The 12719-nt window shown below is 69.0% G+C and carries 15 protein-coding genes; 4 read left to right on the forward strand and 11 right to left on the reverse strand.

Going from position 1 to position 12719, the window contains the following annotated elements:
- Window positions 1–21: 21 nt before the first annotated feature.
- From ACIPC1_RS38650 to ACIPC1_RS38660, 3 genes are all read right to left on the reverse strand, one after another.
- On the reverse strand, window positions 22–591 hold the full coding sequence (locus ACIPC1_RS38650; RefSeq protein WP_402526059.1) for a TetR/AcrR family transcriptional regulator: 570 nt from the start codon (window positions 589–591) through the stop codon (window positions 22–24).
- Window positions 591–911, reverse strand: a complete 321-nt coding sequence (locus ACIPC1_RS38655) for a DMT family transporter (protein WP_385737570.1) — start codon at window positions 909–911, stop codon at window positions 591–593. The genes ACIPC1_RS38650 and ACIPC1_RS38655 overlap by 1 nt, the downstream gene beginning before the upstream one ends.
- Window positions 912–1014: 103 nt before the next feature.
- Entirely contained in the window at window positions 1015–2001 is a 987-nt protein-coding gene (locus ACIPC1_RS38660; RefSeq protein ID WP_402526061.1) for a sulfotransferase family protein, read from the reverse strand.
- A 308-nt stretch (window positions 2002–2309) separates the two neighbouring features.
- On the opposite strand from ACIPC1_RS38660, the gene ACIPC1_RS38665 reads away from it, so the two are divergent.
- Entirely contained in the window at window positions 2310–3266 is a 957-nt protein-coding gene (locus tag ACIPC1_RS38665; protein WP_402526063.1) for an AbfB domain-containing protein, read from the forward strand.
- A gap of 127 nt (window positions 3267–3393) precedes the next feature.
- On the opposite strand, the gene ACIPC1_RS38670 is transcribed toward ACIPC1_RS38665, so the two are convergent.
- The 8 genes from ACIPC1_RS38670 to ACIPC1_RS38705 are packed head-to-tail and all read right to left on the reverse strand — an operon-like array spanning window position 3394 to window position 9988.
- Window positions 3394–3726 carry a metal-sulfur cluster assembly factor gene (locus ACIPC1_RS38670; RefSeq protein WP_055610947.1) on the reverse strand — a complete coding sequence of 111 codons (333 nt, stop codon included), beginning with the start codon at window positions 3724–3726 and terminating at the stop codon, window positions 3394–3396.
- The gene (gene sufU / locus ACIPC1_RS38675; RefSeq protein ID WP_384389936.1) at window positions 3723–4190 is read right to left on the reverse strand and encodes a Fe-S cluster assembly sulfur transfer protein SufU; all 468 of its coding nucleotides are present in this window, start codon (window positions 4188–4190) and stop codon (window positions 3723–3725) included. The genes ACIPC1_RS38670 and sufU overlap by 4 nt, the downstream gene beginning before the upstream one ends.
- Before the next feature lie 15 nt (window positions 4191–4205).
- Entirely contained in the window at window positions 4206–5474 is a 1269-nt protein-coding gene (locus ACIPC1_RS38680; RefSeq protein ID WP_402526067.1) for a cysteine desulfurase, read from the reverse strand.
- Window positions 5471–6256 carry a Fe-S cluster assembly ATPase SufC gene (gene sufC, locus ACIPC1_RS38685; RefSeq protein WP_402526069.1) on the reverse strand — a complete coding sequence of 262 codons (786 nt, stop codon included), beginning with the start codon at window positions 6254–6256 and terminating at the stop codon, window positions 5471–5473. The genes ACIPC1_RS38680 and sufC overlap by 4 nt, the downstream gene beginning before the upstream one ends.
- 7 nt (window positions 6257–6263) lie before the next feature.
- Window positions 6264–6605, reverse strand: coding sequence for a bifunctional 3-phenylpropionate/cinnamic acid dioxygenase ferredoxin subunit (locus ACIPC1_RS38690; protein ID WP_384389928.1), 342 nt, complete (start codon window positions 6603–6605; stop codon window positions 6264–6266).
- Window positions 6605–7786, reverse strand: coding sequence for a Fe-S cluster assembly protein SufD (gene sufD, locus ACIPC1_RS38695; RefSeq protein WP_402526072.1), 1182 nt, complete (start codon window positions 7784–7786; stop codon window positions 6605–6607). The genes ACIPC1_RS38690 and sufD overlap by 1 nt, the downstream gene beginning before the upstream one ends.
- 58 nt (window positions 7787–7844) lie before the next feature.
- On the reverse strand, window positions 7845–9269 hold the full coding sequence (gene sufB, locus ACIPC1_RS38700; RefSeq protein ID WP_384389922.1) for a Fe-S cluster assembly protein SufB: 1425 nt from the start codon (window positions 9267–9269) through the stop codon (window positions 7845–7847).
- On the reverse strand, window positions 9266–9988 hold the full coding sequence (locus ACIPC1_RS38705; protein ID WP_402526075.1) for a helix-turn-helix transcriptional regulator: 723 nt from the start codon (window positions 9986–9988) through the stop codon (window positions 9266–9268). The genes sufB and ACIPC1_RS38705 overlap by 4 nt, the downstream gene beginning before the upstream one ends.
- Window positions 9989–10148: 160 nt before the next feature.
- Here ACIPC1_RS38705 and ACIPC1_RS38710 point away from each other — a divergent pair, with 160 nt between their 5' ends.
- The 3 genes from ACIPC1_RS38710 to ACIPC1_RS38720 are packed head-to-tail and all read left to right on the forward strand — an operon-like array spanning window position 10149 to window position 12693.
- Window positions 10149–10985 carry an aminoglycoside N(3)-acetyltransferase gene (locus tag ACIPC1_RS38710; protein WP_402526078.1) on the forward strand — a complete coding sequence of 279 codons (837 nt, stop codon included), beginning with the start codon at window positions 10149–10151 and terminating at the stop codon, window positions 10983–10985.
- An 11-nt stretch (window positions 10986–10996) separates the two neighbouring features.
- Complete coding sequence (locus ACIPC1_RS38715; RefSeq protein ID WP_402526081.1) at window positions 10997–11920, forward strand: ABC transporter ATP-binding protein; 924 nt, start codon at window positions 10997–10999, stop codon at window positions 11918–11920.
- A gap of 56 nt (window positions 11921–11976) precedes the next feature.
- The gene (locus ACIPC1_RS38720) at window positions 11977–12693 is read left to right on the forward strand and encodes an ABC transporter permease (RefSeq protein ID WP_402526152.1); all 717 of its coding nucleotides are present in this window, start codon (window positions 11977–11979) and stop codon (window positions 12691–12693) included.
- Window positions 12694–12719: the final 26 nt, after the last annotated feature.

Below are 12719 nucleotides of genomic sequence, written 5' to 3' on the forward strand. Positions count from 1 at the left end.
CCTCGCATACCTCTCACGCAATCACCGGCCCCCAGCACCTCCGGTGCGTACCCCGCGCGGAATCACCCGCCCCAGCACCTCCCGCGCATACCCCTCGTCGTACGCCGCCCCCGTCAGCAGCACCTGCAGACAGATCCCGTCCAGCACCGCGACCAACGCCCGCGCGGTCACCGGGTCCGTGCGGCGGGTCAGCCGCTCCGCGAGGTCCTCGGCCCACTCGGCGGCGACCGGGCGCAGGGCAGGGCGGCGGAGCGCGGCGAGATACAGCTCGTACTCCAGCTCCACGCCGGTACGGTCGCCGGCCAGCCACTCGCCCATCCAGCCCGCGAGCTCCCCGGCCAGGTCGGTGCGCGGGTCCTCCAGACCGCCGCGCGCGGCGACCACCTTGGCGAAGCCCTCGTTCGCCTGCCGCAGCGCGGCGACCATCAGCTCGTCGAGGGTCTTGAAGTGGTACGTCGTGGAGCCGAGCGGCACATCTGCCTCGGCGGCGACGGAGCGATGGCTCAGCCCGGCGAGGCCCATGTCCCCCACGACCCGGATCGCCGCGTCGATGATCCGCTGGCGCCGCTCGGGGTCGTAGCGCCGGGCCATCAGTGCGCCCCGCCGAGGTTCAGCAGGACGACCCCGCCGATGATCAGCGCGATCCCGGTGAGCTTCGCCGCGTTGAGCCCCTCACCGAGGAACACCATGCCGATCGCGGCGATGACGGCGGTCCCGACGCCTGCCCAGATCGCATAGGCCGTGCCGACCGAGACGGTCTTCAGGGTCTGCGCGAGCAGCGCGAAGGCGATGACGTATCCGAGGAGGGTCACCAGCGACGGCCACAGCTTGCTGAAGCCGTCGCTGTACTTCATCGCGGTGGTGGCGGCCACCTCCGCGGCGATGGCGCCGGCGAGCATCACATATCCCATGTGTACGAGTGTACGCATCGATGTGTACGAGTGTACGCAAAGTCCGTGTTCTCACCGCGGTCCCAATACCATTGCCGACAGGCCCTGAACTCCGAAGTACTCGTCAACCAACCAACTGACAAGCCACCAGCCCCTGTTCACGCACCCGCGTCAGCCGGTCCAGCATCCGCCGCTTGGCGTGGGCGGCCCGTCGCAGCACCTCCACCCGCCGGTAGCGCAGCAGTTCGGCGGGGTCGGGGCGGACGGCTCCGGCGAGTCCGTAGCCGTAGGAGGTCAGCCGGTCGCCCAACACCTCGTCGCACAAGGTGATCTGAGCCGGTGTCAGCCGGGTGGTCCAGTTTTCCGCCCGCGAGCTGTCCAGGGCACCGCGCGTACGGCGGCGCCAGGTCGTCCGGGCGGGCACGGCCGGCTCGGCGACCCGACAGGGTTCGCGCATCTCGGGGGCGTACTCCTCCCCCAAGTACTCACACACGCGCCGGAGTTGGCTCTCCGGATCGGCCACGAGGTCCTCGAAGCGCAGCTCGTGCCAGCTGTCGGGCCCCAGTTTCCGCGCCTGCGTACGCGTGGTGTCCATGACCTGCGCCCAGGTGGCGACTGCCTCGTGGAAGCCGCGCTGCCACCAGGGCCTACCAAGGAGCGAAGCGGCACAGTCCCGTCCGTCCCGCACGAGATGGATGAACTGCGCGTCGGGGAACAACCGCAGCATCTCCCCCATATGCAGGGCGTACGCGGGCCGCCTGTCACCCCAGCGCACCTTTCCGTGCTCCTCGGCGTACGCCCTGAACGTGATGCCCAGCGCGGACCCGAGGGTCGGCGGCCCTTCGGTGATCCGCTCGGCCACGCGCCGGGCGTCCAGGCCGAGTTGGTGGAACCGCGTCTCCTCACGCCCGGTGATCCACTGTGCGAGCCCGGCCCGGTTGCTCTGCTTCCGCAGGTCCCCGAAGGCCAGCCGCCTCTCGTAGGCGGGCAGCACGAAACGCGTCTCGGGCGGCAGCGCGATCCGTGGATGGGCGTGCAGCATCAGGTGCAGCCGCGTGGTTCCCGAACCGGGAGAGCCGAGGACGAAGACGGGTCTTTCGGGAGCAGGCACGAGCCCAGGCTGCCGCGCCGCCGTGGGCCCGGGCTGGGACCCCGCTGAGAATGCCATGTGAACTCCGGGGCGACGCAGGCCCTTCGGTACCTGGCGGCCGGGCCGCGAATTCCGTTGGACCACTGGGGCAAACGGCTACTCGGGAGTCAGTTGGTCCACTACTGTTTCACCAGTCGCGCACATCGTGTCCATGGCTATCGCCTGTCCATGCGCCTGCGCCTCCCCTTTCTCGTGCCCCCACCAGAAGCTCTTGGCTCAGACCAAAAGACGAATCCGCGTACGCCACGAGCGACGCTGGAGGAACTTGCATGCCAGAAATGAAGCCGGAGCCCGGGCCCGACCAGCCCGCCAGCTCCGCGGAGAGACCCGTCCCCTCATCGGAGATCACCGCCTGGCGCCCCACAGCGCACGGCGCTCCCTACCCGGCGGAAATGCCCCCCTTCGCCGACGTCCCGATGCCATGGGAGTCCGATGAGACCGTGCCGGAGGGGCGACTGCCCGGCACCCGGCGGCTGTGGCTGGCCGGCGGCCTCGCCATAGCGGTCCTCATCGCCACCGCCACCGCAATCGCCGTACTGGACAACGGTTCTGACACCTCGTCACAGGACGAGGCGAACCGACCCGCCGCCGACACGGGCCTCCCGTTCATCCCCGGCGTCGCCGCCGCGGAACCGACCGGCAAGACCGCCTTGTCCTCCCCCGTGCCCGCCGCCTCCGCCCCGCAGGGTGCCGCCTCGCCGATTCCCTCGGGACAGGGATCCGCCGAACCCGTCCCCGCACCGCCGAAGCCCACCGCGACCGGCGAGCCCTCCGCGACCGCCGCCGCGCGGACGTCGGTCCAGTCCGTCGACCGCCCCGACCGCTACTGGCACGTGAACGACGGCACCGTCCGCCTCGACCAGGTGAGCGGGAGCAGTCCGGTGGCGACCAGGCGGGACGCCAGCTTCGAAAAGGTCGAGGGCCTCGCGGACGCCTCCTGCTACTCCTTCGTCACCGCCGACGGCAGCTACCTCCGCCACCGCGACTTCGTCCTGCGCGCCGAGCCCAACGACGGCTCCGCCCTCTTCAAGCAGGACGCCACCTTCTGCCCCCGGCCGACGTCGTCCTCCGGCGCGGTCATGCTGGAGTCGGTCAACCACCCGGGCCACTACCTGCACGACCGCGACTTCCAGCTCCGCCTGGAGAGGTACGACGACGGCCACCGGCGCGACGACCACCGGGACCGCGACGGCTGGGCGTTCCGCCTGGTGAAGGGTTTGGGCTGAGCCCCGAAACCCGAAACCCAACCTGAGGACTGACGAGCGAACCTGAGCCTCGGAGACAGCTGTGGCCCCCGGCGCACTGCCGGGGGCCACACCTACAAGCGGGACTCAGTACTCGTACACGCACAACTCAGACGTTGAACCCGAGCGCCCGAAGCTGATCGCGGCCGTCGTCCGTGATCTTGTCCGGGCCCCACGGCGGCATCCAGACCCAGTTGATGCGCAGTTCGTTGACAAGGCCGTCCGTGGCGGACTTGGCCTGGTCCTCGATGACGTCGGTGAGCGGGCAGGCCGCGGACGTCAGGGTCATGTCGATGGTCGCGATGTTCGCGTCGTCGATGTGAATGCCGTAGATGAGGCCGAGGTTGACGACATCGATGCCCAGCTCGGGGTCGACGACGTCGTACAGAGCCTCGCGGACCTCCTCCTCCGAGGCGGGCTTCATCTCGATGGTCTCGCTCATGCCGTCTTCCTTTCAGCGGCGTCCGAGCCCAGTGCCTGGGCCGTCGCGTCCTTCCACGCCATCCAGCTGAGCAGCGCGCACTTCACCCGTGCCGGGTACTTGGAGACACCGGCGAACGCGACCGCGTCCTCCAGTACCTCCTCCATCGCGTCGTCCGGCTCGATCCGGCCCTTGGACTGCATCAGCTCCAGGAAGGTCTCCTGGACCTTCTGCGCATCGGACAGGTCCTTGCCGACGAGCAGCTCGTTCAGCACGGACGCCGAGGCCTGGCTGATCGAACAGCCCTGGCCCTCGTACGAGATGTCCGCGATCCGCTCGCCCTCGTATTTCACGCGCAGCGTGATCTCGTCGCCGCACGTCGGGTTGACGTGGTGCACCTCGGCATCGCCATCCCGCAAGCCCCGCCCGTGCGGGTGCTTGTAGTGGTCCAGGATGACTTCCTGGTACATCGAATCAAGCTTCACGACTCAGCCAGCTCCTCAGCCGAAGAAGTTCCGAACGTGCTCCAGGCCGTCGATCAGTGCGTCGACCTCGGTCGGCGTGGAGTACAGATAGAACGACGCTCGTGTGGTCGCAGGAATTCCGTACCGCAGGCAGACAGGGCGTGCGCAGTGATGTCCCACCCGGACCGCGATGCCCTGCTCGTCGAGAACCTGGCCCACATCGTGCGGGTGGATGTCACCCAGCGTGAACGAGATCGCCGCGCCGCGGTCCTCGGCCGTGGTGGGGCCGATGATCCGCAGGTCGGGGACCTCCAGAAGCCGCTTCACCGCGTACTCGGTGAGCGCGTGCTCATGGGCGAGGACCTTGTCCATGCCGATCGCGGAGAGGTAGTCGATGGCCGCGCCGAGACCGACCGCCTGGGCGATCGGCGGGGTGCCCGCCTCGAACTTGTGCGGCGCCGGGGCGTAGGTCGACGAGTGCATCGACACGGTCTCGATCATCTCGCCGCCGCCCAGGAAGGGCGGCAGGTCCTCAAGGAGTTCCTGGCGGCCCCAGAGGACGCCGATGCCCGTCGGACCGCACATCTTGTGGCCGGTGAAGGCCACGAAGTCGGCCTGGAGGGCCTGCACGTCCAGCGGCATGTGCGGTGCGGCCTGTGAGGCGTCGATCAGGACCAGAGCCCCGACCTCCTGGGCTCGGCGCACGATCGCCTCGACCGGGTTCACGGTGCCCAGGATGTTCGAGACAAGCACGAAGGAGACGATCTTCGTCTTCTCGGTGATGATCTCGTTGATGTTCGAGAGGTCGAGGCGGCCGTCGTCGGTGAGGCCGAACCACTTCAGCTTCGCGCCCGTGCGCTGCGAGAGCAGCTGCCAGGGCACGATGTTGGAGTGGTGCTCCATCTCGGTGATGACGATCTCGGTCTCGTGGTCGACCCGGTAGGGCTCATCGGCCCAGCCGAGCATGTTGGCCACGAGGTTGAGCGACTCGGAGGCGTTCTTGGTGAAGATGACCTCGTTGCGGCTCGGCGCGTTGATGAACGTGGCGACCTTGTCGCGCGCACCCTCGTACAGGTCCGTGGCCTCCTCGGCGAGCACATGCACACCGCGGTGGACGTTGGCGTTGGAGCGCTCGTAGTACTCGCTCAGGGCGTCCAGCACCTGGCGCGGCTTCTGCGAGGTCGCCGCGTTGTCCAGGTACACGAGCTTCTTACCGTCGTGGACCTGGCGGTCCAGGATGGGGAAGTCCTTGCGGATCGCCTCGGTGTCGAGGAGGCCGGGGAGCCCATTGCGGGAAGGGGTCACGCGGATACGCCACCCTTCGCGTCGGCCGTGTCGTGGATCGCGTAAGCCTCGTAGCCCTCGTTCTCCAGCTTGTCGGCGAGTTCGGCGCCGCCGGACTCGACGATCCGGCCGGCCGAGAAGACGTGGACGAAGTCGGGCTTGATGTAGCGCAGGATGCGCGTGTAGTGGGTGATGAGCAGGGTGCCCACCTCGCCGCTCTCACGGACCCGGTTGACGCCCTCGGAGACGACACGCAGGGCGTCGACGTCCAGGCCGGAGTCGGTCTCGTCGAGGATCGCGATCTTCGGCTTGAGGAGCTCCAGCTGAAGGATCTCGTGGCGCTTCTTCTCACCGCCGGAGAAGCCCTCGTTCACATTGCGCTCGGCGAAGGCCGGGTCCATGTTGAGGCGCTCCATGGCCTCCCGGACCTCCTTCACCCAGGTACGCAGCTTGGGGGCCTCGCCGCGCACGGCCGTGGCCGAGGTGCGCAGGAAGTTGGAGACGGAGACGCCGGGGATCTCGACCGGGTACTGCATCGCCAGGAACAGGCCCGCGCGGGCGCGCTCGTCGACGGACATCGCAAGGACGTCCTCGCCGTCGAGGGTGACGGTGCCGCCGGTGATCGTGTACTTGGGGTGGCCCGCGAGCGAGTAGGCGAGGGTCGACTTGCCGGAGCCGTTCGGGCCCATGATGGCGTGGGTCTCGCCCTGCTTCACGGTCAGGTCGACGCCCTTGAGGATCTCCTTCGTGGCGTTGTCGGCCTCGACGGTGACGTGCAGGTCGTGGATTTCAAGCGTTGCCATGGGTTCCTCAGGACTCCTGGTTGAGGGAGGCGTGTACGTCAACGAAGACGCTGCCCCCTTCGATCTGTACGGGGTATACGGGGACGGGGCGCGTCGCGGGAAGGCCGGACGGCTTGCCGGTGCGGAGGTCGAAGCTGGAGCCGTGCAGCCAGCACTCGATCTGACAGTCCTCCACCTCGCCCTCGGAGAGCGAGACGTTCGCGTGCGAGCAGATGTCGTTGATCGCGAACACCTCGCCCTCGGTCTTCACGACCGAGACCGGCGTGCCGTCGAGTTCCACCCGTTTGGGGGTGTCCTCCTCCAGCTCGCTCAGCCCGCAGGCGCGCAGGAACGTCGAAGGGGCAGCCATCAGACCGACGCCTCCAGCTCCTCGTCGATCTTCACAAGAAGGCGCTCTTCGATGTCGTCGACACCGATCTGCTGGACCAGCTCGGCGAAGAAGCCGCGGACCACCAGACGGCGGGCGTCGTCGGCCGGGATACCGCGGGCCATCAGGTAGAAGAGCTGCTCGTCGTCGAAACGGCCGGTGGCACTCGCGTGCCCGGCGCCGACGATCTCGCCGGTCTCGATCTCCAGGTTCGGCACGGAGTCGACACGGGCGCCGTCGGTCAGAACCAGGTTCCGGTTCATCTCGTACGTGTCCGTGCCCTCGGCCGCGGCCTCGATGAGAACGTCGCCGATCCACACCGCGTGGGCACCCTCGCCCTGGAGCGCGCCCTTGTAGGCGACGTTCGACTTGCAGTGCGGGGTGTTGTGGTCGACCAGGAGGCGGTGCTCCTGGTGCTGGCCCGCGTCGGTGAAGTACAGGCCGAAGAGCTCGGCCTCGCCGCCGGGGCCGGCGTAGGTCACGCGCGGGTGGAGGCGTACGAGGTCGCCGCCGAAGGTGACCACGAAGGACTTGAAGGTGGCGTCGCGGCCGATCAGCGCGTTGTGCTGGCCCACGTGCACGGCCTTGTCGTCCCAGTCCTGGACGGAGACGACGGTGAGCTTGGCGCCGTCTCCCAGGACGTAGTCGACGTTGGCGGCGAGGACCGCGTCGCCGGTGTGGTCGATGACGACGACGGCCTCGGCGAAGGCACCCAGCTCGACGACCTGATGGCCGTAGACGACTCCGCCCTCACCGTGCACGGCGATCCGGATCGGCTCGGTGAGCACCGTCTCCTTGGGGACGGTGATGACACTGGCCTTCTCGAACGCCGAGTACGCCTGGGCGGCGACGCGGTCGACCGGGGTGCCGGCCTTGCCGAGCCGGGCGTCGTCACGGCCGACGGTCTCGACCGTGACGCCCGCGGGCGCCTCGATGTCGACCTTCAGGCCGTCGCCGGTCGCGACCGCGGTGCCGTCGTGCAGCCCGCGCAGCCGCTCCAGCGGCGTGAACCGCCACTCCTCCTCACGGCCGTGGGGGACGGGGAAGTCCGCCACGTCGAAGGACGGGGGCGCGCTCATGCGCGTGGCGACGGTCGACTCGGCGGCCACCGCGATCTGGCCGGCGGTAGTGGACCCGACCGGGATGTTCTGAGCCTCAGCCATGGCTGTCGGTCTGCTCGCTTTCTTGCGTAAGTGGCTTGACGGGGGCGGCGGTTGGCGGTTAGCCGACCGAGCCTTCCATCTGGAGCTCGATCAGCCGGTTGAGCTCAAGCGCGTACTCCATGGGCAGTTCCCTGGCGATCGGCTCGACGAAGCCGCGCACGATCATCGCCATCGCCTCGAACTCGGTCATGCCCCGGCTCATCAGGTAGAAGAGCTGGTCGTCGCTGACCTTGGAGACGGTCGCCTCGTGCCCCATGGACACGTCGTCCTCGCGGACGTCGACGTACGGGTACGTGTCGGAGCGGGAGATCGTGTCGACGAGCAACGCGTCGCACAGCACGTTCGACTTGGAGCCATGGGCGCCCTCGCCGATCTCGACGAGCCCGCGGTAGGACGTACGGCCGCCACCACGCGCCACGGACTTCGACACGATGTTGGAGGAGGTGTTCGGCGCCATGTGGACCATCTTGGAGCCGGCGTCCTGGTGCTGGCCCTCGCCCGCGAAGGCGATGGACAGGGTCTCGCCCTTGGCGTGCTCGCCCATCAGGTAGACGGCCGGGTACTTCATGGTGACCTTGGAGCCGATGTTGCCGTCGATCCACTCCATGGTCGCGCCCTCGTACGCCACGGCGCGCTTGGTGACCAGGTTGTAGACGTTGTTCGACCAGTTCTGGATGGTCGTGTAGCGGCAGCGGCCGCCCTTCTTCACGATGATCTCGACGACCGCGGAGTGCAGGGAGTCCGAGGAGTAGATCGGGGCCGTACAACCCTCGACGTAGTGGACGTAGGCGTCCTCGTCGACGATGATCAGCGTCCGCTCGAACTGGCCCATGTTCTCCGTGTTGATACGGAAGTAGGCCTGGAGCGGGATCTCGACGTGCACGCCCTTGGGGACGTAGATGAACGAGCCGCCGGACCACACCGCGGAGTTCAGCGACGCGAACTTGTTGTCGCCCACCGGGATGACGGTGCCGAAGTACTCCTTGAAGAGCTCCGGGTGCTCCTTCAGCGCGGTGTCGGTGTCCATGAAGATGACACCCTGCGCCTCGAGCTCTTCGTTGATCTGGTGGTAGACGACCTCGGACTCGTACTGCGCGGCGACGCCGGCGACCAGGCGCTGCTTCTCCGCCTCCGGGATGCCGAGCTTGTCGTACGTGTTCTTGATGTCCTCGGGCAGGTCCTCCCAGGACGCCGCCTGCTTCTCCGTGGAGCGCACGAAGTACTTGATGTTGTCGAAGTCGATGCCCGACAGGTCCGAGCCCCAGTTCGGCATGGGCTTCTTCTCGAACAGGCGCAGGCCCTTGAGCCGGAGCTTGGTCATCCACTCCGGCTCGGACTTCTTCTGGGAGATGTCGCGGACGACGTCGTCGTTGATCCCTCGCTTGGCGGAGGAACCGGCCACGTCGGAGTCGGCCCAGCCGTATTCGTACGTACCCAGACCCTCGAGCTCGGGGTGGGCAGTCTCCTCGATGGGGAGCGTCATGCGGGGTTCCTCCCGGCGGTGCTTGCAGATGCGTCAGGTGCGGTCTTGGAAATCTTGGGGATGAACGTCGTGCATACGCCGTCGCCGTGGGCGATGGTCGCCAGCCGCTGTACATGGGTGCCGAGCAACTGCGAGAAGATCTCGGTCTCCGCCTCGCACAGCTGCGGGAACTGCTCGGCGACATGAGCGACCGGGCAGTGGTGCTGGCAGAGCTGCTCGCCGACCGGTGCGCTACGCGCCGTAGCAGCGTACCCGTCCACGCTCAGGGCCTTGGCCAGCGCTTCGGTGCGCTTGTCGGGGGCGGCGGACTCTATGGCGGCGCGGTACGCGCTCGCCTGTGCGGCGATCCTGGCGCGGGCGAAGGCGACGACCGCCTCATCCCCGCCCTCGCGCTCGGCGATCCAGCGCAGGGCTTCGGCGGCGAGCTTGTCGTAGGACTGGTCGAAGGCGTCCCGGCCGCAGTCGGTCAGGGCGAACACCTTGGCGGGACGACCGCGCGTACGCGCTCCGTAGACCCGCTGCTCACGTGCTTCCACGACATCGTCGGCGACAAGGGCGTCGAGATGACGGCGTACGGCGGCCGAGGTCAGTCCCAGCCGTCCGGCCAGGTCGGTCACGGTGGAGGGCCCGTGGTCCAGGATGGAGCGCGCGACCCGGTTGCGAGTTGACCGCTCACCGGTCGCGAGTTCCTCCTGCGGAGCCTCGCCAACGTATTTCACAACGCTATTGTTGCGTAATTCCTCAGAGCCTGGCAAGCCGCACCCGAGGCGTGGACGGTGCCGTGCATCACTTAGGTATACCTAATCTGACCTGCGGAAACGATCTTTGATCGATCAATTCGGTGGCCACGTACCGGGCTCTCGGGAACACTGCCGAACCATGCCGACACCCCCTCCCACCGGGCCACTCGTCACCCGAGACACCGTCTCCGCACAGCTGCTCCCGCTGGGCGTCCGCCCTGGCGAGACCCTCCTGGCGCACTCCTCGCTCAGCTCCCTCGGCTGGGTCTGCGGCGGCGCCGTCGCGGTCGTCCAGGGACTCCTCGACGCACTCGGTCCGGACGGGACCCTGGTGGTCCCCACCCAGTCCGGCGGCCTGTCCGACCCCGCTCTGTGGAGCAGTCCGCCGGTACCCGAGGAGTGGTGGCCCGCCATCCGGGCGACGATGCCCGCGTACGACCCCCTCGTCACCCCCTCGGGCGGGGTCGGCGTGATCCCGGAGACCGTACGGACCTGGCCCGGCGCCCGGCGCAGCGCGCACCCGCAGACCTCGTTCGCGGCGATCGGCCCGCGCGCGGCGGAGATCACCGAGGGCCACGCGACGGACTGCCGCCTGGGCGAGCGCAGCCCGCTGGCCCGCCTGGAGACGCTGGACGCACGGGTGCTGCTGCTGGGCGCGGGGTACGACGCGTGCACCGCCTTCCACCTGGCCGAATACCGGATTCCGTCGCCGCTGGTCCAGGTGGGACGGCCCGCCGCGGGCGGCTGGGAGGAGGTGACGGAGGTGTCGATCACCTCCGAGCGCTTCGACGAGCTGGGCTCCGACTTCGAACGCGACCGTCCCGTCGTACGGGGCCGGGTGGGCGCGGCCGACACCCGGCTGTTCCCGGTGGCCGACGCGGTGGCGTACGCGGAACGGTGGCTCGCGCTGCACCGGCCACGGGAGCCGTACGCCGATGCGGCCCCCCGCGCCCGGGAACCCCGGACTCGTCCCTAGACTTGCTCCTCATGCGAAGCGAGCCCGTGGTCCAGGTCCAGGCCTTGGTGAAGAGGTACGGCAGGAAGACCGCGGTGGACGGCCTCGACCTGGTCGCCAAGCCGGGTATCACCGCCGTCCTCGGCCCGAACGGCGCGGGTAAGACCACCACGATCGAGACCTGCGAGGGTTACCGCAGACCGGACTCCGGCATGGTGCGCGTCCTGGGCCTCGACCCGGTCCGCCAGGCCGGGCAACTGCGCCCACGGATCGGCGTCATGCTCCAGTCCGGCGGCGTCTACTCGGGCGCACGGGCCGACGAGATGCTCCGCCACGTGGCGAAACTCCACGCACACCCGCTGGACGTGGACGCGCTCATCGAACGGCTCGGCCTCGACAGCTGCGGCCGTACGACCTACCGGCGGCTGTCGGGCGGCCAGCAACAGCGCCTCGCGCTGGCGATGGCCGTGGTCGGCCGCCCCGAGCTGGTCTTCCTCGACGAACCGACGGCGGGGCTCGACCCGCAGGCCCGCCACGCCACCTGGGACCTCGTCCGCGATCTGCGCTCCGACGGCGTCTCGGTCATCCTCACCACGCACCACATGGACGAGGCCGAGCAGCTCGCGGACGACGTAGCGATCATCGACGCGGGCAAGGTCATCGCCCAGGGCTCCCCCGAACAACTGTGCCGCGGCGGCGCGGAGAACACCCTGCGCTTCAGCGGCCGTCCAGGTCTCGACGTGGCGTCCCTGCTGAAGGCCCTCCCGGTGGACAGCACAGCGGCGGAACTGACCCCCGGCGCCTACCGGCTCGGCGGCAGGATCGACCCGCAACTGCTCGCGACGGTCACGTCCTGGTGCGCCCAGCACGGCGTGATGCCGGAGCGGATCTCCGTCGAACGCCACACACTCGAAGACGTGTTTTTGGAACTGACCGGCAAGGAGCTGCGTTCGTGACCACCGCCACCGCCGGTACGTACACCCCGAAGCCCGGGGCCGCCCCGCTCCCCCGGATGATCGCCGCGCAGGCCGTCCTGGAGACGAAGATGCTGCTCCGCAACGGCGAGCAGCTCCTCCTCACGGTCGTCATCCCCACGCTCCTGCTGGTGCTGTTCAGCGCGGTGGACATCGTCGACACGGGTTCCGGCAAGGCGGTCGACTTCCTGACCCCCGGCATCCTCGCGCTCGCCGTGATGTCGACGGCGTTCACGGGCCAGGCGATCGCGACGGGCTTCGAACGCCGCTACGGCGTCCTGAAGCGGCTCGCCGCCTCCCCGCTCCCCCGCTGGGGCCTGATGACGGCGAAGACGGCCTCGGTCCTGGTCACCGAGATCCTCCAGGTGATCCTGGTGACGGTGATCGCCCTCGCGCTCGGCTGGTCACCCCACGGCAACCCCCTCGCCGTCCTGCTCCTCCTGATCCTCGGCACCGCCGCCTTCTCCGGCCTCGGCCTGCTGATGGCCGGCACCCTGAAGGCGGAGGCCACCCTGGCCGCCGCGAACCTGGTCTTCCTGCTCCTCCTGCTCGGCGGCGGCGTGATCGTCCCGCTCGCCAAGTTCCCCGCCGCCGCCCAGGACGTCCTCGGCCTGCTGCCGATCTCGGCGCTGTCGGACGGGCTGCGGGACGTGCTGCAGCACGGCGCGGGAATGCCGTGGGGGGACCTCGGGATCCTGGCGGTGTGGGCGGTCGTGGGGCTGGCGGCCGCGGGGAAATTCTTCCGCTGGGAGTGACGCCCCTGGGGGGACGGCGCCCGGCC

This window comes from Streptomyces sp. NPDC087263 (genome assembly GCF_044744645.1).
Taxonomy (GTDB): domain Bacteria; phylum Actinomycetota; class Actinomycetes; order Streptomycetales; family Streptomycetaceae; genus Streptomyces.

Bases quoted from the DNA above. Each gene is read 5' to 3' on its own strand.
- ACIPC1_RS38690 (WP_384389928.1), bottom strand. From the start codon at position 6,605: ATGGCTGCCCCTTCGACGTTCCTGCGCGCCTGCGGGCTGAGCGAGCTG.
- ACIPC1_RS38715 (WP_402526081.1), top strand. From the start codon at position 10,997: ATGCGAAGCGAGCCCGTGGTCCAGGTCCAGGCCTTGGTGAAGAGGTAC.
- sufB (WP_384389922.1), bottom strand. From the start codon at position 9,269: ATGACGCTCCCCATCGAGGAGACTGCCCACCCCGAGCTCGAGGGTCTG.
- ACIPC1_RS38710 (WP_402526078.1), top strand. From the start codon at position 10,149: ATGCCGACACCCCCTCCCACCGGGCCACTCGTCACCCGAGACACCGTC.
- sufC (WP_402526069.1), bottom strand. From the start codon at position 6,256: ATGGCAACGCTTGAAATCCACGACCTGCACGTCACCGTCGAGGCCGAC.
- ACIPC1_RS38670 (WP_055610947.1), bottom strand. From the start codon at position 3,726: ATGAGCGAGACCATCGAGATGAAGCCCGCCTCGGAGGAGGAGGTCCGC.
- sufD (WP_402526072.1), bottom strand. From the start codon at position 7,786: ATGGCTGAGGCTCAGAACATCCCGGTCGGGTCCACTACCGCCGGCCAG.
- ACIPC1_RS38720 (WP_402526152.1), top strand. From the start codon at position 11,977: ATGATCGCCGCGCAGGCCGTCCTGGAGACGAAGATGCTGCTCCGCAAC.
- ACIPC1_RS38655 (WP_385737570.1), bottom strand. From the start codon at position 911: ATGGGATATGTGATGCTCGCCGGCGCCATCGCCGCGGAGGTGGCCGCC.
- ACIPC1_RS38650 (WP_402526059.1), bottom strand. From the start codon at position 591: ATGGCCCGGCGCTACGACCCCGAGCGGCGCCAGCGGATCATCGACGCG.
- ACIPC1_RS38665 (WP_402526063.1), top strand. From the start codon at position 2,310: ATGCCAGAAATGAAGCCGGAGCCCGGGCCCGACCAGCCCGCCAGCTCC.